General features: G+C 71.3%; 23 protein-coding genes and 1 riboswitch. Of the genes, 12 read left to right on the forward strand and 11 right to left on the reverse strand.

All coding sequences use genetic code 11. The features are described from left to right. The gene (locus ACZ6ZP_RS32825; protein WP_361468530.1) at positions 1 to 963 is read left to right on the forward strand and encodes an ABC transporter substrate-binding protein; all 963 of its coding nucleotides are present in this window, start codon (positions 1 to 3) and stop codon (positions 961 to 963) included. Between the two features lie 231 nt (positions 964 to 1,194). On the opposite strand, the gene ACZ6ZP_RS32830 is transcribed toward ACZ6ZP_RS32825, so the two are convergent. From ACZ6ZP_RS32830 to ACZ6ZP_RS32840, 3 genes are read right to left on the reverse strand one after another with little or no spacing between them, the layout of a single operon-like run. Next, positions 1,195 to 1,920 (reverse strand): isocitrate lyase/PEP mutase family protein, encoded by a 726-nt coding sequence (locus ACZ6ZP_RS32830; protein ID WP_469409435.1) that lies wholly within the window; start codon positions 1,918 to 1,920, stop codon positions 1,195 to 1,197. Next, a complete protein-coding gene (locus ACZ6ZP_RS32835) occupies positions 1,917 to 2,363 on the reverse strand; it encodes a carboxymuconolactone decarboxylase family protein (protein WP_351172743.1) in 447 nt (148 codons plus the stop codon). Before ACZ6ZP_RS32835 ends, ACZ6ZP_RS32830 begins: the two co-directional genes overlap by 4 nt. After that, complete coding sequence (locus ACZ6ZP_RS32840) at positions 2,360 to 2,872, reverse strand: carboxymuconolactone decarboxylase family protein (RefSeq protein ID WP_469409437.1); 513 nt, start codon at positions 2,870 to 2,872, stop codon at positions 2,360 to 2,362. Before ACZ6ZP_RS32840 ends, ACZ6ZP_RS32835 begins: the two co-directional genes overlap by 4 nt. Positions 2,873 to 2,919: 47 nt before the next feature. On the opposite strand from ACZ6ZP_RS32840, the gene pdxR reads away from it, so the two are divergent. Then, the gene (gene pdxR / locus ACZ6ZP_RS32845) at positions 2,920 to 4,383 is read left to right on the forward strand and encodes a MocR-like pyridoxine biosynthesis transcription factor PdxR (RefSeq protein ID WP_469409439.1); all 1,464 of its coding nucleotides are present in this window, start codon (positions 2,920 to 2,922) and stop codon (positions 4,381 to 4,383) included. Between the two features lie 200 nt (positions 4,384 to 4,583). Here pdxR and ACZ6ZP_RS32850 read toward each other — a convergent pair whose 3' ends face one another. Then, on the reverse strand, positions 4,584 to 5,435 hold the full coding sequence (locus ACZ6ZP_RS32850) for a DMT family protein (protein WP_366462379.1): 852 nt from the start codon (positions 5,433 to 5,435) through the stop codon (positions 4,584 to 4,586). 133 nt (positions 5,436 to 5,568) lie between these two features. Here ACZ6ZP_RS32850 and ACZ6ZP_RS32855 point away from each other — a divergent pair, with 133 nt between their 5' ends. From ACZ6ZP_RS32855 to ACZ6ZP_RS32865, 3 genes are all read left to right on the forward strand, one after another. Continuing rightward, positions 5,569 to 6,006: a hypothetical protein gene (locus tag ACZ6ZP_RS32855; protein WP_351172752.1), complete on the forward strand. Its 438-nt coding sequence runs from the start codon at positions 5,569 to 5,571 to the stop codon at positions 6,004 to 6,006. Positions 6,007 to 6,069: 63 nt separating this feature from the next. Beyond that, a complete protein-coding gene (locus tag ACZ6ZP_RS32860; RefSeq protein WP_351172755.1) occupies positions 6,070 to 7,275 on the forward strand; it encodes a glutathionylspermidine synthase family protein in 1,206 nt (401 codons plus the stop codon). A gap of 80 nt (positions 7,276 to 7,355) precedes the next feature. Continuing rightward, positions 7,356 to 8,141: an SAM-dependent methyltransferase gene (locus ACZ6ZP_RS32865; protein ID WP_351172758.1), complete on the forward strand. Its 786-nt coding sequence runs from the start codon at positions 7,356 to 7,358 to the stop codon at positions 8,139 to 8,141. A gap of 86 nt (positions 8,142 to 8,227) precedes the next feature. Here ACZ6ZP_RS32865 and rocD read toward each other — a convergent pair whose 3' ends face one another. Continuing rightward, positions 8,228 to 9,430, reverse strand: coding sequence for an ornithine--oxo-acid transaminase (rocD, locus tag ACZ6ZP_RS32870; protein WP_469409441.1), 1,203 nt, complete (start codon positions 9,428 to 9,430; stop codon positions 8,228 to 8,230). 111 nt (positions 9,431 to 9,541) lie between these two features. Further along, positions 9,542 to 9,632, forward strand: a riboswitch (ZMP/ZTP riboswitch). Positions 9,633 to 9,672: 40 nt separating this feature from the next. Between rocD and ACZ6ZP_RS32875 the strand changes: the two genes are divergently transcribed. Continuing rightward, positions 9,673 to 11,019, forward strand: a complete 1,347-nt coding sequence (locus tag ACZ6ZP_RS32875; RefSeq protein WP_469409442.1) for a serine hydroxymethyltransferase — start codon at positions 9,673 to 9,675, stop codon at positions 11,017 to 11,019. Between the two features lie 106 nt (positions 11,020 to 11,125). Here the strand turns inward: ACZ6ZP_RS32875 and ACZ6ZP_RS32880 are convergent, their stop codons facing one another. From ACZ6ZP_RS32880 to ACZ6ZP_RS32890, 3 genes are all read right to left on the reverse strand, one after another. Continuing rightward, positions 11,126 to 11,872 (reverse strand): hypothetical protein, encoded by a 747-nt coding sequence (locus tag ACZ6ZP_RS32880; protein WP_469409443.1) that lies wholly within the window; start codon positions 11,870 to 11,872, stop codon positions 11,126 to 11,128. A 72-nt stretch (positions 11,873 to 11,944) separates the two neighbouring features. Beyond that, positions 11,945 to 12,814 carry a hypothetical protein gene (locus ACZ6ZP_RS32885; protein ID WP_469409444.1) on the reverse strand — a complete coding sequence of 290 codons (870 nt, stop codon included), beginning with the start codon at positions 12,812 to 12,814 and terminating at the stop codon, positions 11,945 to 11,947. Continuing rightward, on the reverse strand, positions 12,807 to 13,433 hold the full coding sequence (locus tag ACZ6ZP_RS32890; protein WP_383820062.1) for an RNA polymerase sigma factor: 627 nt from the start codon (positions 13,431 to 13,433) through the stop codon (positions 12,807 to 12,809). Before ACZ6ZP_RS32890 ends, ACZ6ZP_RS32885 begins: the two co-directional genes overlap by 8 nt. 136 nt (positions 13,434 to 13,569) lie before the next feature. Between ACZ6ZP_RS32890 and trpS the strand changes: the two genes are divergently transcribed. After that, entirely contained in the window at positions 13,570 to 14,583 is a 1,014-nt protein-coding gene (trpS, locus tag ACZ6ZP_RS32895; protein WP_351172773.1) for a tryptophan--tRNA ligase, read from the forward strand. Positions 14,584 to 14,656: 73 nt separating this feature from the next. Then, on the forward strand, positions 14,657 to 15,244 hold the full coding sequence (locus tag ACZ6ZP_RS32900; RefSeq protein ID WP_351172776.1) for a 2'-5' RNA ligase family protein: 588 nt from the start codon (positions 14,657 to 14,659) through the stop codon (positions 15,242 to 15,244). 86 nt (positions 15,245 to 15,330) lie between these two features. On the opposite strand, the gene ACZ6ZP_RS32905 is transcribed toward ACZ6ZP_RS32900, so the two are convergent. Together ACZ6ZP_RS32905 and ACZ6ZP_RS32910 are read right to left on the reverse strand one after the other, a co-directional pair. Beyond that, complete coding sequence (locus tag ACZ6ZP_RS32905; protein ID WP_351172779.1) at positions 15,331 to 16,086, reverse strand: decaprenylphospho-beta-D-erythro-pentofuranosid-2-ulose 2-reductase; 756 nt, start codon at positions 16,084 to 16,086, stop codon at positions 15,331 to 15,333. 20 nt (positions 16,087 to 16,106) lie between these two features. After that, positions 16,107 to 17,498 carry an FAD-binding oxidoreductase gene (locus ACZ6ZP_RS32910; RefSeq protein WP_351172782.1) on the reverse strand — a complete coding sequence of 464 codons (1,392 nt, stop codon included), beginning with the start codon at positions 17,496 to 17,498 and terminating at the stop codon, positions 16,107 to 16,109. Positions 17,499 to 17,663: 165 nt separating this feature from the next. Between ACZ6ZP_RS32910 and ACZ6ZP_RS32915 the strand changes: the two genes are divergently transcribed. From ACZ6ZP_RS32915 to ACZ6ZP_RS32930, 4 genes are read left to right on the forward strand one after another with little or no spacing between them, the layout of a single operon-like run. Then, entirely contained in the window at positions 17,664 to 18,185 is a 522-nt protein-coding gene (locus ACZ6ZP_RS32915; RefSeq protein ID WP_351172785.1) for a phosphatase PAP2 family protein, read from the forward strand. Continuing rightward, positions 18,178 to 19,119 (forward strand): decaprenyl-phosphate phosphoribosyltransferase, encoded by a 942-nt coding sequence (locus ACZ6ZP_RS32920; protein ID WP_469409445.1) that lies wholly within the window; start codon positions 18,178 to 18,180, stop codon positions 19,117 to 19,119. The genes ACZ6ZP_RS32915 and ACZ6ZP_RS32920 overlap by 8 nt, the downstream gene beginning before the upstream one ends. 26 nt (positions 19,120 to 19,145) lie before the next feature. Beyond that, positions 19,146 to 19,574 carry a GtrA family protein gene (locus ACZ6ZP_RS32925; protein WP_351172870.1) on the forward strand — a complete coding sequence of 143 codons (429 nt, stop codon included), beginning with the start codon at positions 19,146 to 19,148 and terminating at the stop codon, positions 19,572 to 19,574. Next, positions 19,562 to 20,569: a YihY/virulence factor BrkB family protein gene (locus ACZ6ZP_RS32930; protein WP_469409446.1), complete on the forward strand. Its 1,008-nt coding sequence runs from the start codon at positions 19,562 to 19,564 to the stop codon at positions 20,567 to 20,569. The genes ACZ6ZP_RS32925 and ACZ6ZP_RS32930 overlap by 13 nt, the downstream gene beginning before the upstream one ends. Here the strand turns inward: ACZ6ZP_RS32930 and ACZ6ZP_RS32935 are convergent. Beyond that, the gene (locus tag ACZ6ZP_RS32935) at positions 20,517 to 21,776 is read right to left on the reverse strand and encodes a D-alanyl-D-alanine carboxypeptidase family protein (RefSeq protein ID WP_383820052.1); all 1,260 of its coding nucleotides are present in this window, start codon (positions 21,774 to 21,776) and stop codon (positions 20,517 to 20,519) included. The two genes, ACZ6ZP_RS32930 and ACZ6ZP_RS32935, sit on opposite strands and share 53 nt — an antisense overlap. Positions 21,777 to 21,809: the final 33 nt, after the last annotated feature.

A 21,809-nucleotide genomic window follows, 5' to 3' on the forward strand; every position in this document is an offset into this window, starting at 1 on the left:
ATGCGAGTACGTACGCGTGTGATGAGTGCCGCCACGGCGGGCTGCGCCCTCCTGGCGCTGTCCGGCTGTGCGGCCGACATGACCAAGCAGGCCTCTCCGTACGCCAATGCGGCGGGCGCCAAGACCGTGACGCTCTCCGTCCAGTCCTGGGTCGGCGCGCAGGCGGACGTGGCGGTCGCCGAGTACCTGCTCAAGGAGGAGCTCGGCTACCGGGTCGACAGGGTCCAGATCGACGAGGTCCCGGCCTGGGACGCGCTCAGCCAGGGCCGCGTCGACGCGATCATGGAGGACTGGGGCCACCCGGACCAGGAGCAGCGCTACATCAAGGACAAGAAGACGATCGTCCCCGGCGGCGACGTCGGGGTCACCGGGCACATCGGGTGGTACGTCCCCACGTACTTCGCGAAGAAGCACCCGGACGTCACCAACTGGAAGAACCTCAACAAGTACGCGAAGGACTTCCGCACCTCCGAGAGCGGCAGCAAGGGCCAGCTCATGGACGGCTCCCCGTCGTACGTCACGAACGACAAGGCGCTGGTGAAGAACCTCGGCCTGGACTACGAGGTCGTCTTCGCGGGCTCCGAGGCGGCGCAGATCACGCAGATCGAGCAGTTCGCCAAGCAGCGGAAGCCGTTCTTGACGTACTGGTACAAGCCGCAGTGGCTGTTCAAGAAGGTGCCGATGACGGAGGTGAAGCTGCCCGAGTACAAGGAGGGCTGCGACGCCGACCCCGTCAAGATCAAGTGCGCCTATCCGCACACGCCGCTGCAGAAGTACTTCAACGCCGACTTCGCCAAGAAGGGCGGCGACGCGGCGGAGTTCCTGAAGAACTTCAAGTGGTCGGAGGAGGACCAGAACGAGGTCTCGCTGATGATCGCCGACAAGAAGATGTCGCCGCAGGACGCGGCGAAGGCGTGGGTCGCCGACCACGAGTCGAAGTGGCGGGGCTGGCTCCCGAAGTAGCCCTTCGGGCGGGGCGGGCGGACTGACCGCCGCTGCGCGGCGAAGGTCTGGTGCCCACTCGTTCTCGGCGGGTCCTGGCCGCCGCTCCGCGGCGAGTTCTCCCGCCCGCCCACTCGATCACCCCGCAGGGCAATTGGGTGGTGGGCGGGAGACATCCGCCGCGAAGCGGCGGTCTGGTGCGGTGCCGTCCAGGGGCCATGCCGAAGCGCGCCCCGGGCAAGCGGGCAGGGGCTACCGCAGCTCCGCGGTGATCTCGCGCAACGCCTCCGTCGCGCGGATCTGAAGCCCCGGCCCGAACGTGATCCGCGTGGCCCCCAGCTCACCCAGCTCCCGCAGGGAGGCACGGGACGGCCGGGCGCCCGCGTTGATGGGGCCCGAGATACCGCCCCGGAGGGCAGGCAGCGCCTCCGGCGGTGCTCCGATCGGGTAGACGCAGTCCGCCCCCGCCGCCACGTAGAGGCGGGCCCGCTCGATCGCCTGACCGGGATCGGCGACACCCCGGATGAAGGTGTCGACGCGGGCGTTGATGAACAGCCCCCCGCCCGCGACGGAACGTACCTCCGCCAACCACTCCGCCTGCTCGCGCGGATCCTTGAGCGCCCCGCCCGCAGACTCCGATTCCTCCAGGTTGCAGCCCACCGCGCCCGTCTCCAGGAGCCGCTCCACCAGCTCCTTCGGCGCCAGCCCGTAGCCGCCCTCGATGTCCGCACTCACCGGCACGGCCCCGGAGACCGACCGCACGATGCGGGCCACCGCCGCGAACATCTCGTCCGGCGGCACCTCACCGTCCGCGTACCCGAGCGACGCCGCGACCCCCGCGCTCGGCGTCGCGACGGCGGGGAAACCGGCCTCCACGAAGACCCGCGCGCTGGCCGCGTCCCAGGGCCCGGGCAGGACCAGCGGATCACCGGGCGCCCGCCCGTGGTGCAGTGCGCGGAAGTCGTCCACGAGGCTCATGGCGCGTACCCTCCCGGCTCGATGCGGCGGCTGACCATCACCCGGTTCCAGCTGTTGATGACGGTGATCACCCCGATGAGATGGGCGAGTTCGGCCTCGTCGAAGTGCTTGGCCGCAGCCTCGTACACCTCGTCCGGCACGAACCCGTCCGTCAGGACGGTCACCGCCTCGGTCAGCGCGAGAGCCGCCCGCTCCCGCTCGCCGAACAGCTCGCCCGCCTCCGCCCAGGCGTTGAGGAGGGCGATCCGCTTCGCCGTCTCGCCGTTCTTCACGGCGATGTCCACATGCATGTCCAGACAGAACGCACACGCGTTGATCTGCGAGGCCCGGATCATCACGAGCTCGGCGAGCACGGGGTCGCCGAGCCCCTTCTTCGCGGCCGCGCTCAACGCGGCCATCGCCGTCCCGACCCCCTTGTCGAGGTGCGTGGTCCGAGCGCTCACTTGTGGTCACCGGCCTTGTAGTGGCCCGGCACCTGACGCGTCGAGACGCCGAAGCGGTTCCACGCGTTGATCACCGTGATCGCGGCGATCAGCTGGGTCAGCTCCTGCTCCTCGAAGAGGGCCGCGGCCTTCTCGTACACGGCGTCCGGCACGAAGCCGTCCGTCAGGACGGTGATCGCCTCGGCCAGCTCCAGAGCGGCGACCTCCTTCGCGGTGTAGAAGTGCTGCGACTCCTCCCACGCGCTGAGCTGGATGATCCGCTCCACGCTCTCGCCCGCCGCGAGGGCGTCCTTGCTGTGCATGTCGATGCAGAGCGCGCAGTGGTTGAGCTGCGAGGCGCGGATCTTGACCAGCTCCAGGATCACCGGGTCGACGCCCTTACGGGCCGCCGCGTCGAGCCGGATCATCGCCTTGAAGACCTCGGGTGCGTGCTGGTGCCAGTCGAGCCGGGGCGCGTGCTCGTGGACGTATTCCCTGGTGCCGTCGTCGGTGCTGTGGTTCGTCGTCATGTCATCGACCGTACGACCGGAATAGCCCACGGGTATGGTCCATTCCCATGGAAGAATCCTGGGCCGCTTTGGGCGTGGACCTCCACCTGGAGACGACCGGCGAGGCCACCTCCGGCACGCACTCCGGCGTACGCAAGGGCCTCACCGACGCCCTGCGTGAAGCGGTGCGCGGCGGCAGGCTCGCCCCCGGCACCCGCCTCCCCTCGTCCCGCTCCCTCGCCGTCGACCTGGGCATCGCCCGCAACACGGTCGCCGACGCGTACGCCGACCTCGTGGCCGAGGGCTGGCTCACCGCACGCCAGGGCTCGGGCACCCGCGTCGCCGAACGCGCCGTGCCGCGCCCCGCCGACCCCGCACCGCGCCGCAGGGCCGCCGGCGGTCCGACGTACGACCTGATGCCGGGCACCCCCGACCTCGGCTCCTTCCCGCGCGCCGCCTGGCTCAAGGCAGCGCGCCGGGCCATGGCGTCGGCCCCGAACGACGCGCTTGGCTACGGCGACCCGCGCGGCCGCATCGAACTGCGCACCGCCCTGGCCGACTACCTCTCCCGCGCCCGCGGCGTGCACGCGGACCCGGACCGCATCGTCGTCTGCGCCGGTTTCGCACAGGGGCTGAGCCTGCTGGGCGGTGTGCTGCGGGCGCGGGGTCTGCGGGAGATGAGGGTCGAGTCGTACGGCCTCGACGTGCACTGGGACCTGCTGAAGCGGGCGGGGTTGCGGACGAGGCCGCTGCCTTTCGACGAAAGGGGCACGTCCACGGCCGAGTTGGGGTCGAAGCGGGGGCCGGGGCCGGGGCCGGGACAGGGGCCGGGAGCTGGATCTGGCCCGGCCAAGGCGGCGCTGCTCACGCCCGCGCATCAGTTCCCGATGGGGGACCCGCTGCACCCCGACCGGCGTGCGGCGGCCGTCGACTGGGCGCGGCGCGAGGGCGGGCTGATCCTGGAGGACGACTACGACGGGGAGTTCCGCTACGACCGGCAGCCGGTGGGCGCGCTCCAGGGCCTCGACCCCGACCGCGTGGTCTACCTCGGCACGGCGAGCAAGTCCCTCGCCCCCGGCCTGCGACTCGGCTGGATGGTCCTTCCGGCGCCGATCGCCGCCGAGGTGGTCGAGGCGAAGGCGGGCGCGGAATGGGCCTGCGGGGCGCTCGACCAGCTGACGCTCGCGGAGTTCATCACGTCGGGTGCGTACGACCGCCATGTGCGGGGCGCGCGCCTGCGCTACCGCCGCCGACGGGACGAATTGGTCGCCGCGCTCGCGGCGCGGGCACCGGAGGTGCGGGTCACGGGGATCGCAGCGGGCCTGCACGCGGTCCTCGAACTGCCGCCGGGCACGGAACGTTCGGTGGTCCAGGCGGCGAGCTGGCAACGCCTCGCGGTCCAGGGCCTGGCGAGCTTCCGTCATCCCGACGCGCGGGTCCCGGGCCGGGACGCGCTGGTGGTGGGGTACGGAACACCGGCGGATCATGCGTGGGCGGGGGCGTTGGAGGCGCTGTGCCGGGTGCTGCCGTGAGCTCTTAGCCCGTCCACGTCCGGCGTTTGAGGACGAACTCGGCGGAGCCGGTGATTGACGGTGCCCAAGGCTCCCGCGCCAGCAGGTTTCCGGGAAGGGGCGGGGTTGGGGACATAGCCCCGCAGGGTCCACCCACCCTCAAGCCACCCCCTACACCGCCCCCTCGACAGGAACCCCCTCCGAAGGAGCCGGCGCCTCGCCTACACCGCCCCCTCCACAGGAACCCCCTCCGAAGGAGCCGGCGCCTCGCCGAACCGCGCCAAAGCCAACGCCCCCACCACAGCCACCACGAACCCCAGTACGGCCAGCCACTCCAGCCCGTCCCGAGTCCGATCCCCCAGCCACACCACCCCCACCACCGCAGGGCCGATCGTCTCCCCGATCACCATCCCCGCGGTAGCGGTCGTCACCGACCCCCGCTGCAACGCCGACGTCAGCAGCAGGAACGCCGCACCCCCACCCACCAGCAACGCGTAACAAGCCGGGTTCCGCACCAACGCCCCCGGCGAGACATCGTCGATCAGCCGCACGGCCACCTCCACCACCCCGAAGCCGAACCCCGCCCCGAGCCCCAGCGCCAACGCCCGCCCCCGCCCCGGCAACCGCCCGGCCAAGGCCCCCAGCACCAACACCCCCACCGCCACGCCCAGCATCACGTACCGCAGGGTCGTCGACCCCACGCCCTCTCCCTCGTCCCCCGAAGCGAGCCCCAGCATCGCGAGCCCCGCGCACACCACGCCCACGGCCGCCCACTCCACCCCGCTCAGCCGCACCCGCAGCAACCGCGAGGCCACCACCGCCGTGACGGCGAGGCTCGCGGCGAGCGCCGCCCCGACGGCGTAGATCGGGATGGAGCGCAGCGCCACGATCTGCAGCAGGAAGCCGAGCCCGTCGAGTGCGAGCCCCACGACGTACCGCCACTGCTTCACCGCGCGCAGCAGCAGCGCGGGGTCGACGCCGGACCCCGTACCCGGCGCCGTGGCGCGCGCGGCGACGGCCTGGAAGACGGAGGCCGTGCCGAAGCAGACCGCTGAACCGAGTGCGCAAATCATCCCAAGAGACACGAAGTGACTGTAGAGGAATGGGATTCGGCTGAGCCGATTGGCATGGCACAGGGACGCATACCTAGGCTGGCCGCCGATCGCGTCTTGACACATGTACGACAACGGGGGAGTGACGCAGCCGATGGCAGCGGAGAAGGAAAAGGGCACCCCGCGGCGGAAGCTGCGGTCCAGCACGGTCGTGCTCGGCGGGATGGGCGTCCTCGCGGCGGCCCTGACCTCGTGCGGCTCGGAGCCGGACAAGCGGTGCGTGGACCGCGACAGCTACGACGCCTTCAGCGGCTACAAGATCGTCGCCGACAAGAACTGCAAGAGTGGTTCTTCCTCCGGTTCCTCCTCCTCGTACGGCAAGGGGGGCAAGACCGGCGGCAGTTCCTACGGGACGGGCACGGGTGCGGGTACGGGTGCGGGTGCGGGCACCGGCAAGTCCGGTCGTCGCATGGACCCCGACTGGTACTACGACGCCGACGTCGACGGCCGCTACGCCGACTACGGCACCTTCAGCCGCAGCGAGGCCGTCGACCGCGACGGCTTCGGCTGCTCGGGCAGCGGCGGCGGCTGAGCCGGATACGAGCGAGCCACGAGAGCCGAGACCGAGACCGAGACCGAGACCGAGACCCGCATCATGGAACGCCGCACCCTCACCCCGCGCCCCGGCTGGCAGCAGACCGTCGAGGACCAGGGGCTCATCTACCCCCTCACCCGCTACCCCGACGACTCGCTGCGCCCCTACTGGGACGAGTCCGCCTGCTACGTCTTCTCCCTGCCCGAGGTCGAAGCCCTCGAAGAGGTCGTCGAGGAGCTGCACGCGATGTGCCTCGCGGCAGCCGGGCACATCGTCAAGCACGACCGCCTCGCCGACCTCGGCATCACGGACCCCCGAGTGGCCGAAGCGGTCACCGAGGCCTGGCACCGACGCTCCGAACTCCCCTCCCTCTACGGGCGGTTCGACCTCCACTACGACGGCACGGACGGGCGCCCGGCCAAGATGCTGGAGTACAACGCGGACACCCCCACCTCCCTGGTCGAGGCCGCGAGCCCCCAGTGGTTCTGGATGGAGGAGTGCTTCCCCGGCGCCGACCAGTGGAACTCCCTGCACGAACGCCTCGTCGACGCCTGGAAGAAGCAGGCCCCACTGCTCCCGCCCGGCGGCCCGCTGTACTTCGCGCACTCCGCGGGCGACGAGCTCGGCGAGGATCTGATGACGGTCGCGTATCTGCGCGAGACCGCGCAGCAGGCGGGTCTGGACACCGAGGCGATCTCCATGGAGGACATCGGCTGGGACCGTCTCTCGCGGCGCTTCGTCGACAAGAAGCTCGGCTTCATCCGCAGCTGCTTCAAGCTCTATCCGTGGGAGTGGCTGACCACCGACCGCTTCGCCCCGCACGTCCTGGAGACTCTCGACAACGGCGGCGGTACCGGCTCCACCCTGTGGATCGAGCCGGCCTGGAAGATGCTCCTCTCCAACAAGGCGCTGCTTGCGGTGTTGTGGGAGCTGTATCCCGGCCACCCGAACCTGCTCCCCGCCTACCTGGACGGCCCCCGTGAGCTGGCCCTCGCCTCCGGTCCCGGCTACGTCGCCAAGCCGCTCCTCGGCCGCGAAGGCGCCGGAGTCACGATCCACCCGCCGGGCGACGCCCAGTCCTCCTCCTCCGTGCGTGCGGAGGCGTGCTGCTACCAGGAGTTGGCACCCCTGCCCGACTTCGACGGCAACCGTGTGGTGCTCGGTGCGTGGGTCGTCGAGGACGAGGCGGCGGGGCTCGGCATCCGGGAGTCGGCGGGTCTGATCACGGACGAGTACGCGAGGTTCCTGCCGCACGTGATTCTCTGAGGCCGGACCCGCGGGCTCCGCCAATTTCCCCGAGTACGCTGCCGGTTGATCGCGATGACGCACCCGGAGGCGAACCGAACATGGCCGACAGCAGGATCAACACCACGCAGCCTCACACGGCCCGGATCTGGAACTACTGGCTCGGCGGCAAGGACAACTACCCCGTCGACCAGGCCGCCGGGGACCAGATCCGCACCCTGCACCCCGGCATCGGCGCGTACGCGCTCGCCGACCGGCAGTTCCTCGGGCGGGCCGTGCGCCACCTCGTCACCGAGTGCGGCATCCGGCAGTTCCTCGACATCGGCACCGGTCTGCCGACCGCCGACAACACCCACGAGGTCGCCCAGCGGCTCGCCCCCGAGTCCCGCGTCGTCTACGTGGACAACGACCCGCTGGTCCTCACCCACGCGCGCGCCCTGCTGACCAGCACCCCCGAGGGCAAGACCGACTACCTCGACGAGGACCTGCGCAACGTCGACGCGATCCTCGAACACGCCGCCAAGACCCTGGACTTCGACCAGCCGGTCGCGCTGATCCTGCTCGGAGTCGTCATCTTCATCGAGGACGACTCCGAGGCGTACGGCATCGTGCGCCGTCTGCTCGACGCGCTGCCGGCCGGCAGCCACCTGGTCCTCTCGCACACGATCACCAGCCCGGCGATGCCCGACGTGGACGAGGCGGTGGCGTTCTGGAACGAGAACGGCACGCCCAAGCTCACGCAGCGCACACCCGAGCGCGTCGCCGAGTTCTTCGAGGGCCTGGAGCTCCTCGACCCCGGTGTGGTGTCGTGCAACCGCTGGCGTGCGGAGTCGACGGTCGGCGTCGAGGACGTGGCCATGTTCGGCGGAGTGGGCCTCAAGCGTTGAGTCCGGGCTGCTGAGACCGGAGCCGCTGAGGCACGGGCCGCTGAGGCACGGGCCGCGGAGGCGGTACGGGGCCCGCCTCCCCGGAACTAGGCCAGCACGGCCCGCAGTTGATCAAGCCCCCAGTCCAGGTCCTCCTTGCTGATCACCAGCGGCGGGGCGATCCGGATCGTCGACCCATGGGTGTCCTTGACCAGCACCCCCCGGTCCATCAGCTTCTCGGAGATCTCGCGGCCCGTGCCGTGCGACGGCTCGATGTCGACGCCCGCCCACAGCCCGCGGCCCCGCACCTGCGTCACCGCGCCCGTGCCGGCGAGCAGCCCCAGCTCGGAGTGCAGATGCTCGCCCAGCTCGGTGGCCCGCTGCTGGAACTCGCCCGAGCTCAGCATGGCCACGACCTCCAGCGCCACCGCGCACGCCAGCGGATTGCCGCCGAACGTCGAGCCGTGCTCACCCGGCTTGAACACCCCCAGCACATCCGCGTCCGCCACCACCGCGGACACCGGCACGACACCCCCGCCGAGCGCCTTGCCCAGGATGTACACGTCCGGCACCACGCCCTCGTGCTCGCACGCGAACGTCCTGCCCGTCCTGCCGAGCCCCGACTGGATCTCGTCCGCCATGAAGAGGACGTTCCGCTCCCGCGTCAACTCCCGGACGCCCGCGAGATAGCCGGCCGGCGGCACCAGGACCCCGGCCTCGCCCTGGATCGGCTCGAGGAGCACGGCCACGGTGTTCTCCGTGACCGCTTCCCGCATCGCGGTCAGATCGCCGTACGGCACGATCTCGAAGCCCGGGGTGTACGGGCCGTAGTCCGCGCGGGCCTCGGGGTCCGTCGAGAAGCTGACGATGGTCGTGGTCCGCCCATGGAAGTTGTCGCGCGCGACGACGATCTTCGCCCGCCCGTCGGGCACGCCCTTGACCTGATACCCCCACTTCCTGGCGGCCTTCACGGCGGTCTCCACCGCCTCCGCACCGGTGTTCATCGGCAGCACCATCTCCTTGCCGCACAGCTCCGCGAGCCGCGTACAGAAGTCGGCGAACCGGTCGTGGTGGAAGGCCCGCGAGGTGAGCGTCACCCGCTCCAGCTGCTCCTTGGCGGCGTCGATCAGGCGGCGGTTGCCGTGCCCGAAGTTCAGCGCCGAGTAGCCGGCGAGCATGTCGAGGTAGCGGCGCCCCTCGACGTCTGTCATCCAGGCACCCTCCGCCGACGCGACCACGATGGGCAGCGGGTGGTAGTTGTGCGCGCTGTGCGCTTCGGCCGAGGTGATGAACTTTTCGGTAGTCGACACGGGGTCTCCGTTCGTCCTGCGGCATGGGGCGGGTGTGGCGCCCAAGTTCTATCGTCGCTCGGATCGTGGACGAGGAAACCTGCCGACCCGGCGTGCCCGCTAGGCTGCTCTCTACAGCACGGCGACTGGCGCACGGGGAACGGACCCCGAGGGAGCCGTGCGAGGCAGAACCTTCGAGGTGCCGCCCGCCTGGGCACCCCGGGACCACGACCGGAAACTCACCGCTCGCCCCGGAGGACGCCATGACTCACTCCCCTTCCTCGAACCTCGCCGCGGATTCCGCTTCCTCACGTTCCGCTTCCGCGGATTCCGCGCAGCTTCCGAACACCCTCAGCCACCCCGCGCTCGCCGCGCAGGACCCCGAGCTCTCGGCTCTCGTCGGCGCCGAGGAGCAGCTCCAGGCCGACACCCTGCGGCTGATCCCCAGCGAGAACTACGTCTCCACCGCCGTCCTCGAAGCCTCCGGCACGGTCCTCCAGAACAAGTACAGCGAGGGCTACCCGGGCCGCCGCTACTACGAGGGTCAGCAGAACATCGACCCCGTCGAACGCCTGGCCGTCGCCCGCGCCAAGTCCGTCTTCGGCGTCGAGCACGCCAACGTCCAGCCGTACTCCGGCTCCCCGGCCAACCTCGCCGTCTACCTCGCCTTCGCCGAGCCCGGTGACACCGTGATGGGCATGGCCCTCCCCATGGGCGGCCACCTCACCCACGGCTGGGGCGTCTCCGCCACTGGCAAGTGGTTCCGCGGCGTCCAGTACGGCGTCCGCCACGACACGGGCCGCATCGACTTCGCCGAGGTGCGCGACCTCGCCCTCAAGGAACGCCCCAAGCTGATCTTCTGCGGTGGCACCGCCCTCCCTCGCACCATCGACTTCGCCGCCTTCGCCGAGATCGCCCACGAGGCGGGGGCCGTCCTCGTCGCCGACATCGCGCACATCGCCGGCCTGATCGCGGGCGGCGCCCACCCCTCACCGGTGCCGCACGCCGACGTGATCTCCACGACCACCCACAAGACCCTGCGCGGCCCGCGCGGCGCGATGCTGATGTCCCGCGAGGAGCACGCCAAGGCCATCGATAAGGCGGTCTTCCCCGGACTGCAGGGCGGCCCGCACAACCAGACCACCGCGGCCATCGCCGTCGCCCTGCACGAGGCGTCGCAGCCCTCCTTCCGCGACTACGCCCACGCGGTCGTCGCCAACGCCCAGGCCCTCGCCGAAGCACTGCTCGCCCGCGGCTTCGACCTGGTCTCCGGCGGCACCGACAACCACCTGATCCTGATGGACCTCACCCCCAAGGACGTCCCGGGCAAGGTCGCCGCCAAGGCCCTGGACCGGGCCGGGATCGTCGTGAACTACAACACCGTGCCGTACGACCCGAGGAAGCCGTTCGACCCCTCCGGCGTCCGCATCGGCACCCCCTCGCTCACCTCCCGCGGTCTCGGAACGCAGCACATGCCGACCGTCGCCGACTGGATCGACCGAGGCGTCGCCGCGGCCCGTGCCGGTGACGAGGACGCCCTGACGAAGATCCGCTCCGAGGTCGCCGACCTGATGGCCGCCCACCCGGCCCCGGGCCTGCCGGCGCACTGACTTGCCTGACCGGTCTGACCGGTCTGACCGTTCTGATCGCTGGTCCGCACAGCCGCCCCAGGTCGGCCACCTCACCGGCCGGGGGCGGCAGCGCCCCTGCGCCCCCTCACACGTCCCGCAACTCCTGCCGCGGGCCGTCCTCATGGAGCCGCCGCCCGCGCAGCGAGGCGAGGAAGGGCCCCCGCAGCAGCAGCGCTCCCGCGGCTCCCGCCGCGGCGCCCGGTATCGCCCACCACCAGCCCGTGCCGCCGTCGCCCGGTATGCCATCCGCCCGTGCCGAGGCGGTCGTCGGCGGTGGGGCCGCATCCGTCTCGGGGGCTGTCGCCTGATTGCCCCCGGCTGCCGGAGCGCCCATGACCCCCAGCTTCTTGAACAGTGCCGTCAGGCGGGCCGGGTCCTTCGCCTTGTGCCACGAGCCGGTCATGGACTCCACGTCCGTCGTCGTGTGGATCCACACGGTCTCGGCGTCCTTGGCGCTCTTGGCACCCGTGGCGTCCTTGCCCTCCTTGCCCTCCTTGGAGCCGGACGCCATCGGATAGGCCCGGTCCACCCGCCACGGACTCACGTCGTGGGCCATCCACGTCACATTGATCTGACGGCTTCCGGCACTCATGTCGAGACCCGGTGGCTGCTCGCGCCGGCCCTCGCCGATGTCGCCGAGACAGCGCTCCAGCTCGCCGTACTCCTTGTCGCTCACATAGAGCGCCGTGCTCTGCCCGCTCTCCGGCGAGACCACGAGGACGCTCGTCGGTCCGCCCGCCACCGCCTGCGGCGCCCCCATCACGACCAGCGCAAGCCCGGCCGCGAGCCCCGCCGCCGACCCGCACATTCCCCTTGCCGTACGCATCCGCATGTCCGATCCCCCAGCCGCTCCCCGGCACGACCCGTCCGCACCGCCTCACTTCTGGTACACCGCCCGAGCCGTTCAGGTTCCCTCTTCGCCGGAACGAGCCGGAAGCGACTTCCCGATCTCCAGCGCCCGCTCCTTGGACGCCACGCCCTCCAGCCGCAGCGTCAGCTCCCGCCCGTGTGTCCACAGCAGCGTCGGCCCGGCCGTCCGCTCGGAGCGCGTCCACCGGTCGCCGTCGCCCTCCACCATCCAGAACGTGAGCCGATGCGGGCGCGGGAACCACAGCCCCGTCTCCCGGCCGACCTGCACCCAGTCGGGACGCTCCGTCACCGTCTTGCCGAAGCCGAGGTCGAGGCGGGCGTCGAACTCGTCGAGCCGTATCGTCCGGCCCTCGTCGTGCCAGCACAGGGTGACCAGGACGCGCGCCCCCGGCTCCCGCGTCACCGCCACGGCATCCGGCGCGCCGAGCGCGGCCGGCACCGCGGGCACGAAGCCGGCCCGCCGCTCGGCCTCGGACAGGCTCACCCCGCCGCCGCACCCGGGCACCCCGGCCTCGCTCGGCGAGGGCGCCGAAGGGTCGTACCGCACCTCGACCCCGCCGAAGTCGAACCACTCGAAGACCGCGGCCCGCACCGGCGGCGTGAGCACCGCGGCCGTCAGGAGCCCGCACAGTGCCGCCGTCAGGACCCGCCACCGCGCCCGCAGCCACGACCGCAGCCGGGACAGGCGCTCCGGCGGATCGCCCACCGGGACCGGCACCGGGACCGACTCCGCGATGATCTGCGCGATGACCCGCTCGGCCATCGACGCGCCGCCGGCCCCGGGCGGGTCCAGGGACCGGCCGAGCGCCCGCAGCTCCTCGGGAAGCGGACGGGCGCCGCCGCGTCCGGCCTGCTCGGCGCCGTCCCTGTCCCGCCTGTCCTGGCCGTCGCCCCGCTCACTCACGCCCGTCACCTCCCCCCGGTCCTACCGGTCCTTCCGGCCCTTGCGGCAGCAGCCGCCCCAGCTTCCGCAGCGCGCGGTTCAGCCGGGACTTGACCGTGCCCCGCGGCCAGCCCAGCGCCTCGGCCGTCTCCGCCTCCTCCATCTCCAGGAGATAGCGGTACGTGACGACCAGGCGGTGCTCCTCGCTCAGCCGGTCGAGCGCGGCGAGCAGGGCCGTCCGGCGCTCGTCCTGAAGCGCCGCCACCGCCGGGTCCGCCGATTCCGGTATCAGCGGCTCCGCCTCCGTGAGCGCCGCCTCGCGCCCGACGAGCGACCGCTGCCGCACCGCCGAACGGACTGTGTTCCTCGTCTCATTGGCGACGATCGACAGCAGCCACGGCTTGAACGCCGAGCCGTCCCTGAACCGCCCCAAGGAGCAGTACGCCTTGAAGAAGGCCTGCTGCACCACGTCTTCCGCGTCCGATCCCGCCCCGAGTGCCACGGCCGCCCTGAGTGCGATCCCGGTGAAAGCGCGCACCAACTCCGCGTACGCCTCCGGCTCCCCGGCGCGCACACGCGCGATCACCGCACCCTCGTCGACGACGCGGCCCCCCTCCAGGACCTCCCCCTGTGCCCTCACACTCTTGATACACCGGCCGGACGCGATCGGTTCCGCATGTGCGACGACCGGATCGACCCGCGCCAGGACAAGATCGCGGCACACCCGTCACACGTCTGTTTCCGAGCAATGAGAGACACCTGAGAGAATGAGCCTCATGGCCTCTGATCGTCCTCGCGTGCTCTCCGGAATCCAGCCCACCGCGGGCTCGTTCCACCTCGGCAACTACCTCGGCGCGGTCCGCCAGTGGGTGGCGCTGCAGGAGTCCCACGACGCCTTCTACATGGTGGTGGACCTGCACGCGATCACGATCCCGCAGGACCCGGCCGAGCTGCGCGCCAACACCCGGCTCGCCGCCGCCCAGCTGCTTGCCGCCGGGCTCGACCCGGAGCGCTGCACGCTCTTCGTCCAGAGCCACGTCCCCGAGCACGCACAGCTCGGCTGGGTCATGAACTGCCTCACCGGCTTCGGCGAGGCCTCGCGCATGACGCAGTTCAAGGACAAGGCGGCCAAGCAGGGTGCCGACCGCGCCTCCGTGGGCCTCTTCACGTACCCGGTCCTGCAGGTCGCGGACATCCTGCTCTACCAGGCCCATCAGGTCCCGGTCGGCGAGGACCAGCGCCAGCACATCGAGCTGACCCGCGACCTCGCGGAGCGCTTCAACGGCCGCTTCGGCGAGACGTTCACCGTCCCGGCGGCGTACATCCTCAAGGAGACGGCGAAGATCTTCGATCTCCAGGACCCGTCGATCAAGATGAGCAAGTCGGCGTCCACGCCGAAGGGCCTGATCAACCTCCTCGACGAGCCCAAGGCCACCGCCAAGAAGGTCAAGAGCGCGGTCACCGACACCGACACGGTCGTGCGTTACGACACCGCGGAAAAGCCGGGTGTCAGCAACCTGCTCAGCATCTACTCGACGCTCACCGGTATCGGTATCCCGGAACTGGAGCAGAAGTACTCCGGCAAGGGCTACGGTGCGCTGAAGACCGACCTCGCCGAGGTCATGGTCGACTTCGTGACTCCCTTCCGGGACCGCACCCAGGCCTACCTGGACGACCCGGAGACGCTCGACTCGATCCTGGCCAAGGGTGCGGAGAAGGCGCGCGCCGTCGCCGCGGAGACCCTCGCCCAGGCGTACGACAAGGTGGGCCTGCTGCCCGCCAAGCACTGAGCCACACAGCCCCCTGCACCACGCCAGGTACAACAGCGCCCTCTGCCCGCCACCCGACCGACAGGAGTACGACGTGGGGACCGTAACGATCGGTGTGTCGATCGCGGTCCCGGAGCCTCACGGCAGCCTGCTCCAGGAGCGGCGCGCGGGCTTCGGGGACCCCGCGGCGCACGGCATCCCCACCCACGTCACGCTGCTGCCGCCGACCGAGGTGGACGCCTCGGCGCTGCCCGCGGTCGAGGCGCACCTGGGGGCCGTCGCGGCCGCCGGGCGCCCCTTCCCGATGCGGCTCTCCGGTACGGGTACGTTCCGTCCGCTGTCGCCCGTGGTCTTCGTCCAGGTGGTGGCGGGCGGCTCGGCCTGCGGCTGGTTGCAGGAGCGGGTGCGGGACGCCTCGGGGCCCATGGCGCGCGAGCTGCAGTTCCCGTACCACCCGCACGTCACGGTGGCGCACGGCATCTCCGAAGAGGCCATGGACCGGGCCTACGCAGAGCTTTCGGAGTACGAGGCCGAGTGGCCCTGCACCGGCTTCGCGCTCTACGAGCAGGGCGCCGACGGAGTGTGGCGCAAGCTGCGTGAGTTCGCCTTCGGCGGGGGCGGCCCTTTGGTCCCTCCGCAGGCGGCGGCCCCGGCCACGCACGGCACGCTGCCCGCCCGCTGACCTGAGCGCCGCCCCCGAAGCCTCACACCGGAAGCCGCCGCCTCCGAAGCCTCACACCGGAAGCCGCCGTCCCCGAAGGGGCGGCCTCACACCGGAAGCCGACGGAAGACCGTCCGGGGCACGTGACGCAGCGCCGACATGACCACCCGTAGCGCGCCGGGCACCCACACGGTCTCCGAGCGCCGCCGAAGGCCCGTCTCGATGGCCAGCGCCACCGCCTCCGGAGTGGTCGCCATCGGGGCCTCCTCCAGGCCCGCCGTCATCTTGGAGCGTACGAAGCCGGGGCGCACGACCATCACGTGCACGCCCGTGCCGTGCAGCGCGTCGCCCAGGCCCTGGGCGAAGGCGTCGAGGCCGGCCTTGCTGGACCCGTAGATGAAGTTCGAGCGGCGGGCACGCTCGCCCGCGACCGACGAGAGCACCACCAGGGAACCGTGCCCCTGGGCCTGCAGCGAGCGCGCGCACACCAGGCCCGCCGAGACCGCGCCGGTGTAGTTCGTCTGCGCGACCCGCACCGCCGACAGCGGCTCGTCCTCGTCGCGTGCCTGGTCGCCGAGGATGCCGAAGGCCAGCAGCACCATGTCGATGTCGCCCTCGGCGAAGATCTTGCCGAGCGTGGCCTCGTGGGACTCGGAGTCGAGCGCGTCGAAGGCGACGGTGCGCACGTCCGCACCCACGTCGCGCAGGCCCGCGGCGGCCTTCTCCAGGTCCGGGGACGGCCGCCCGGCGAGCCACACCGTACGGGTGCGCCGCGCGACCAGACGGCGGGCCGTGGCCAGGCCGATCTCGGAGGTGCCGCCGAGTACGAGCAGGGACTGGGGGGTGCCGAAGGCGTCCTTCATGGGACCAACTCCTGGAGGTGCTAGAGGGCGAGGCGGCGCGAGAGGTCCGAGCGGAACAGGCCGCGCGGGTCGATTTCCGCCCGCAGCGCGCGGAAATCGTCGAGCCGCGGATACATCGCGGCGAGCATCTCGGGCCGCAGGCGGGAGTCCTTGGCCAGGTAGACGCGGCCGTCGGACGCGGCGACCTCCTCGTCGAGCTCGTCGAGGAAGGCGCCCAGGCCCGGCAGGTTCGCCGGGATGTCCAGGGCGAGGGTCCAGCCGGGCATCGGGAAGGAGAGCCAGCCCGGATCGCCCTCTCCGAAGCGCTTCAGTACGGCGAGGAAGGACGGGCAGCCGCGGTCCGAGATGCGCCGCACGATGCGCCGCAGGGACTCCTCCTGGCCGTACCCGACGACGAATTGGTACTGCACGAACCCGCCGCGGCCGTACACGCGGTTCCAGTGCGGGACGCCGTCCAGAGGGTGGAAGAACGTCGACATCTTCTGGAGCTCGCCCACGCGGGAGCGGGGCGCCTTTCGGTACCAGAGCTCATTGAAGAGGCCCACCGACTTCCGGCCCAGCAGCCCTTCGGGCAGGAAGCGTGGGGCGGACGGCAGCTGGCCGGGGCGGAACGCCAACGGGGTTCTGCGCGCGCGTGCCGGGAGGGCGTCCAGGGGAGCGTGGTCGCCGCGGGTGAGGACCGAGCGCCCCATCGACGCACCGCGCGCCAGGAGGTCGATCCAGGCCACCGAGTAGCGGTAGCGGTGGTCGGTGGCGGTGAGGCGGGCCATCAGGTCGTCCAGGTCGGTGGCGCGCTCGGTGTCCACCGTCATCAACGACGTCTCGACCGGTTGCAGTTGCAGGGTCGCGGCGAGGATCACGCCGGTCAGGCCCATGCCGCCGGCCGTCGCGTCGAACAGGGCGCTGCCGCGCTCGACCGCGCGCACCTCGCCGTCGGCGGTGAGCAGTTCCACCGCCATCACGTGGCGCGAGAACGAGCCGGACCCGTGGTGGTTCTTGCCGTGGATGTCCGCGCCGATCGCCCCGCCGACGGTCACGTAGCGGGTCCCGGGGGTGACCGGCACGAACCAGCCGAGCGGGAGCAGGACTTCCATCAGGCGGTGCAGGGAGACCCCGGCGTCGCACAGGACGGTGCCCGCGTCCGCGTCGATGGCGTGCACGCGGTCCATGCCGGTCATGTCGAGGACCGAGCCGCCCGCGTTCTGCGCGGCGTCCCCATAGGCCCTTCCAAGGCCCCTGGCGATGCCTCCACGCTCCCCGCAGGCCTGGAGGGCGGCCACGGCCTCCTCGGGCGAACGGGGGCGGATCAGGCGGGCGGTGGAGGGTGCGGTGCGCCCCCAGCCCGACACGGACACGGCCTCGGACGTCGTCGCGGGCGCGGGGGCGGCGGGCGGAGCGGAGTCGGCAGGCATGGGTGTGACCGTATCGTCCGGGCAAGGGCAGTTTGCCCTAATTAGTACGAGCTCTCACCGAAATGGGTGATTGATGGAGTGTCGTCCTATATTGCCGTAAATATTGAGAGGTTGCCTAGAAGAGTCCAGAGGTCAGGTCCTGAAGTCCCCGGAGAAGGAGGCCACATGCACGACATGGACCACCGGCTGCTGTCGGCCCTGCGCGACTGCGGCTCCGACGCGCGCGTGGCCACCGCCGCACGGGCGCTGTCCTGGACCGGCGAGCACGGCGCCCTCTGGCTCGTCGTGGGGCTCGCGGGCGCCGCGGTCGACCGCGAGCGGCGCGGCGCCTGGCTGCGCGGCACGGCGCTGACCGCGGCGGCCCACGTGGTCAGCATGGGCGTCAAACGGGTCGTACGGCGTCCACGCCCCGGCGGCGACACGGGCGTGGAGCCCCTCGTCAGGACCGCGGGACGGCACTCATTCCCCAGTTCGCACGCCACTTCGGCCGCCGCGGCCACCGTCGCGTACGGCGCGCTGAGCCCCCTGGGAGCCCGCGTCGTCCCGCCGCTCGCCGCCGCGATGTGTGTCTCGCGGATGGTCGTCGGCGTCCACTACCCGAGCGACGTGGCGGCAGGCGCGGCCCTCGGCGCCCTCACCGCGCGCGTGGGCTCCGCCTGGATGAACGGAGGCCGCAAGCATGGCTGACCGCACCGCCCTGCTCGAACGCCCCCAGCCGCCCCGCCCGTCGGGACCGAGCGCCCTCACCCTGCCGCTCGGCCTCCTGAAGACCGCGCGCCCCCGCCAGTGGGTGAAGAACGTCCTGGTCGTCGCGGCCCCCGCCGCCGCCGGTGAACTCTTCGCGCGCCACTCGCTGATCCAACTCGCCGTGGTGTTCGCGCTGTTCACGGCCGCCGCGTCCGCCGTCTACCTCATCAACGACGCGCGCGACGCCGACGCCGACCGCGCGCACCCCACCAAGTGCCGCAGGCCGGTTGCCGCGGGGCAGGTGCCGGTGCCGGTCGCGTACGCCGTGGGCGGGCTGCTCGCCGTGCTCGCGCCGCTGGCCGCCGCCGCGCTCTGCACGCCCCTGACGGCCGGGCTGCTCGCTGCCTACGTAGTGATGCAACTGGCCTACTGCGTCAGCCTCAAGCACGTCCTCGTCGTCGATCTCGCCGTCGTCACCACCGGCTTCCTGATGCGAGCGATGATCGGGGGAGTGGCCCTGGACATCCCGCTCTCCCGCTGGTTCCTGATCACCACGGGCTTCGGCGCGCTCTTCATGGTCTCCGCCAAGCGCTACTCCGAAGCCGTCCAGATGTCCGGGAAAGCGGGCGCCACGCGCGCGTTGCTCACCGAATACACCACCGGCTATCTCCGCTTCGTCTGGCAGCTTGCCGCGGGCGTCGCCGTCCTCGCGTACTGCCTGTGGGCCATGGAGAGCGGCGGCACCGGCAACGGCCTGCTGCCCTGGCGGCAGCTGTCGATGGCCGCCTTCGTCCTCGCGGTCCTGCGGTACGCCGTCTTCGCCGACCGGGGCACCGCGGGCGAGCCCGAGGACGTCGTCCTGCGCGACCGGGCGCTCGCCGTCATCGGCCTGGTGTGGATCGCGATGTACGGCCTCGCGGTCGCCGACTGGTGAGCCCCCTCAGGGAGCGGCTGCGGGCCATGGGCCCCGAACTGCTCGGCTTCGCCGCCGCCGGGATCTGTGCCTACGCCGTCGACCTCGGCCTCTTCATCTGGCTGCGCGGCCCCGTCGGTCTCGACCCGCTGACCGCCAAGGCGCTGTCCTTCGTGGCCGGCTGCACGGTCGCCTACGCGGGCAACGCGCTCGGCACCTACCGGCGACGCGCGGCGTCGTCCGAGGTCTCGCGCCTTCGCCAGTACGGGATCTTCTTCGCCGTCAACATCGCGGGCGCCCTGGTGCAGTTGCTCTGCATCGCGGTGTCCCACTACGGCCTCGGCCTGACCTCGCAGCGCGCGGACACCGTCTCCGGGGCGGGAGTCGGTATGGCACTCGCCACTGTTCTGCGTTTCTGGGGTACTCGGACCTTGGTCTTCCGCACAACGGGCAGGGAGGCATCATGGACTGGCTGAAAAAGCTCCCCGGCATCGGGCCCCTGGTGGAGCGTCTGATGCGCACGCACGCGTGGAGCGCGTACGAGCGGCTCGACAGTGTGCACTGGACCCGTCTCGCGGCCGCGATGACGTTCATCAGCTTCCTGGCGCTCTTCCCACTGATCACCGTGGCCGCCGCGGTCGCCGCGGCGACGCTCTCCAAGAGCCAGCAGGACAAGCTCGAGGACACCCTCTCGAAGCAGGTCCCCGGCATCTCCGACCAGCTGAACCTGGACGCCCTGGTCGCCAACGCGGGCACCATCGGCCTCGTCGCGGGCGCCCTGCTGCTCTTCACCGGCATCGGCTGGGTCGGCTCGATAAGGGAGTGCCTGCGGGCCGTCTGGGAGCTGGAGGACACCGACGAGAACCCCGTCATGCGCAAGATCAAGGACGCCGGGGTGCTCATCGGGCTCGGTGGCGCGGGGCTCGCGTCCGTCGTCGCCTCGACCCTCGCCTCGACCGCCGTCGGCTGGAGCGCCGACCTCCTCGGGGTCTCCAAGGACGGCTGGGGCGGGGTGCTGCTGCAGGCGATCGCGTTCGCCATCGCCGTCCTCGCGGACTTCCTGCTGCTGCTCTACGTCCTGACACTGCTGCCGGGCGTCCAGCCGCCCCGCCGCCACCTGATCACCGCCGGCCTGATCGGCGCGGCAGGCTTCGAGCTGCTCAAGCTGCTGCTCGGCGGCTACATGAAGGGCGTCGCCGCGAAGAACATGTACGGCGCCTTCGGAGTGCCCGTCGCGCTCCTCCTGTGGATCAACTTCACCGCGAAGCTCCTGCTGTTCTGCGCCGCCTGGACGGCGACGCGGAAGCAGCGACGTACGGAAGAAGAACAGGAAGAAGCACGGGAAGGGGCACGGGACGGGGCACGGGAAGGGGCACGGGAAGGGGCAGAGGTGCAACCGAGGACTGCGCCCGGAGACGTCAGCGGCGGTTCTTCCGCCGCGCCAGGTCCGGCAGCGGCATCCGGCGGCTGATCACGAACCAGCCGGCGGCGATGAGCGCCAGGACGCCGCCCGCGACCCCGAGCGCCACCCCGACGCCGCCCGACTCCTTGTCGGAGGCGTGCGCCACGTTCTTGGCCGAGTCCGACCCGCTCTTGCCGGCGCCGGGAGCGCCCTTGCCACTGCCCGTACCGGCACCCTTCGGGGCGACCAGTTCACCCACCGGCTCGACCTTGCCCGAGGCCTTGAAGCCCCAGTCCAGGAGGCGTTCGGTCTCCTTGTAGACCGCGTGCTGCTCCCCGGAGTCGGGGTTCATGACGGTGACGAGCAGCACCTTGCCGTCGCGCTCGGCGACACCGGTGAAGGTGTTGCCCGCGTTCGTGGTGCTGCCGTTCTTGACGCCCGCGATGCCCTTGTAGGCATCGAGACCGACGTCCCCCGTAAGGAGTCGGTTGGTGTTCTGGATCTCGAAGGACTCGCGCTTCTTCTTGCCCTTGTCCTTGCCCTTCGTGACCTTCTTGGTCTCGCCGGGGAACTTGGCGGTGGCCGTCGAGCAGTACTCGCGGAAGTCCTTCTTCTGAAGCCCGGAGCGGGCGAACAGCGTCAGGTCGTACGCGGAGGAGACCTGCCCCTTCTCGTCGTAGCCGTCCGGGCTGACCACGTGTGTGTCCAGCGCCTGGAGCTCCTCGGCGTGCGACTGCATGTCCTTGACGGTCTGCGGGACGCCGCCGTTCATCGCCGAAAGGACGTGCACCGCGTCGTTGCCCGAGCGCAGGAAGACGCCGAGCCACAGGTCGTGGACCGAGTACGTCTCGTTCTCCTTGACGCCGACCATGCTGCTGCCCGCGCCGATGCCCGCCAGGTCGGAGAGCTCGACCTTGTGCTCCTGCGTCTTGGGGAACTTCGGCAGGACCGTGTCCGCGAAGAGCATCTTCAGGGTGCTCGCCGGGGGCAGCCGCCAGTGCGAGTTGTGCGAGGCGAGCACCTCGCCCGTCTCGGCGTCGGAGACCATCCAGGAGCGCGCGGAAAGATCCTTGGGGAGCACGGGCGCGCCCGACTTCAGGCTGACCTGGGTGCCCGGCTCGCCGAGCCTGGCGCCGCCGACGGTCGACATCGACGCGGGCGGCTTGGGCTTCTTCTCGCCCCCCGGCTTGCCGTCCGCCCATGCGGGAGCTGTGGTCGACATGGTCAGCAATGCGGCGGAAGCGACCAACAAGGCGGTCTTTTTTACGGCAGGCACGGACGAGAACGTACAGGGCGCCGCTGTGGAAGT

Source organism: Streptomyces sp. NPDC054047, from assembly GCF_055585065.1.

Excerpts from the sequence above, each read along its gene's own strand:
- ACZ6ZP_RS32865 (WP_351172758.1), top strand. The coding sequence starts at position 7,356 with ATGGCCGACAGCAGGATCAACACCACGCAGCCTCACACGGCCCGGATC.
- ACZ6ZP_RS32910 (WP_351172782.1), bottom strand. The coding sequence starts at position 17,498 with ATGCCTGCCGACTCCGCTCCGCCCGCCGCCCCCGCGCCCGCGACGACG.
- pdxR (WP_469409439.1), top strand. The coding sequence starts at position 2,920 with ATGGAAGAATCCTGGGCCGCTTTGGGCGTGGACCTCCACCTGGAGACG.
- ACZ6ZP_RS32920 (WP_469409445.1), top strand. The coding sequence starts at position 18,178 with ATGGCTGACCGCACCGCCCTGCTCGAACGCCCCCAGCCGCCCCGCCCG.
- ACZ6ZP_RS32875 (WP_469409442.1), top strand. The coding sequence starts at position 9,673 with ATGACTCACTCCCCTTCCTCGAACCTCGCCGCGGATTCCGCTTCCTCA.
- ACZ6ZP_RS32825 (WP_361468530.1), top strand. The coding sequence starts at position 1 with ATGCGAGTACGTACGCGTGTGATGAGTGCCGCCACGGCGGGCTGCGCC.
- ACZ6ZP_RS32915 (WP_351172785.1), top strand. The coding sequence starts at position 17,664 with ATGCACGACATGGACCACCGGCTGCTGTCGGCCCTGCGCGACTGCGGC.
- ACZ6ZP_RS32850 (WP_366462379.1), bottom strand. The coding sequence starts at position 5,435 with ATGATTTGCGCACTCGGTTCAGCGGTCTGCTTCGGCACGGCCTCCGTC.
- ACZ6ZP_RS32840 (WP_469409437.1), bottom strand. The coding sequence starts at position 2,872 with ATGACGACGAACCACAGCACCGACGACGGCACCAGGGAATACGTCCAC.
- ACZ6ZP_RS32905 (WP_351172779.1), bottom strand. The coding sequence starts at position 16,086 with ATGAAGGACGCCTTCGGCACCCCCCAGTCCCTGCTCGTACTCGGCGGC.
- ACZ6ZP_RS32880 (WP_469409443.1), bottom strand. The coding sequence starts at position 11,872 with ATGCGGATGCGTACGGCAAGGGGAATGTGCGGGTCGGCGGCGGGGCTC.
- trpS (WP_351172773.1), top strand. The coding sequence starts at position 13,570 with ATGGCCTCTGATCGTCCTCGCGTGCTCTCCGGAATCCAGCCCACCGCG.
- ACZ6ZP_RS32855 (WP_351172752.1), top strand. The coding sequence starts at position 5,569 with ATGGCAGCGGAGAAGGAAAAGGGCACCCCGCGGCGGAAGCTGCGGTCC.
- ACZ6ZP_RS32930 (WP_469409446.1), top strand. The coding sequence starts at position 19,562 with ATGGACTGGCTGAAAAAGCTCCCCGGCATCGGGCCCCTGGTGGAGCGT.
- ACZ6ZP_RS32925 (WP_351172870.1), top strand. The coding sequence starts at position 19,146 with ATGGGCCCCGAACTGCTCGGCTTCGCCGCCGCCGGGATCTGTGCCTAC.
- ACZ6ZP_RS32830 (WP_469409435.1), bottom strand. The coding sequence starts at position 1,920 with ATGAGCCTCGTGGACGACTTCCGCGCACTGCACCACGGGCGGGCGCCC.
- ACZ6ZP_RS32860 (WP_351172755.1), top strand. The coding sequence starts at position 6,070 with ATGGAACGCCGCACCCTCACCCCGCGCCCCGGCTGGCAGCAGACCGTC.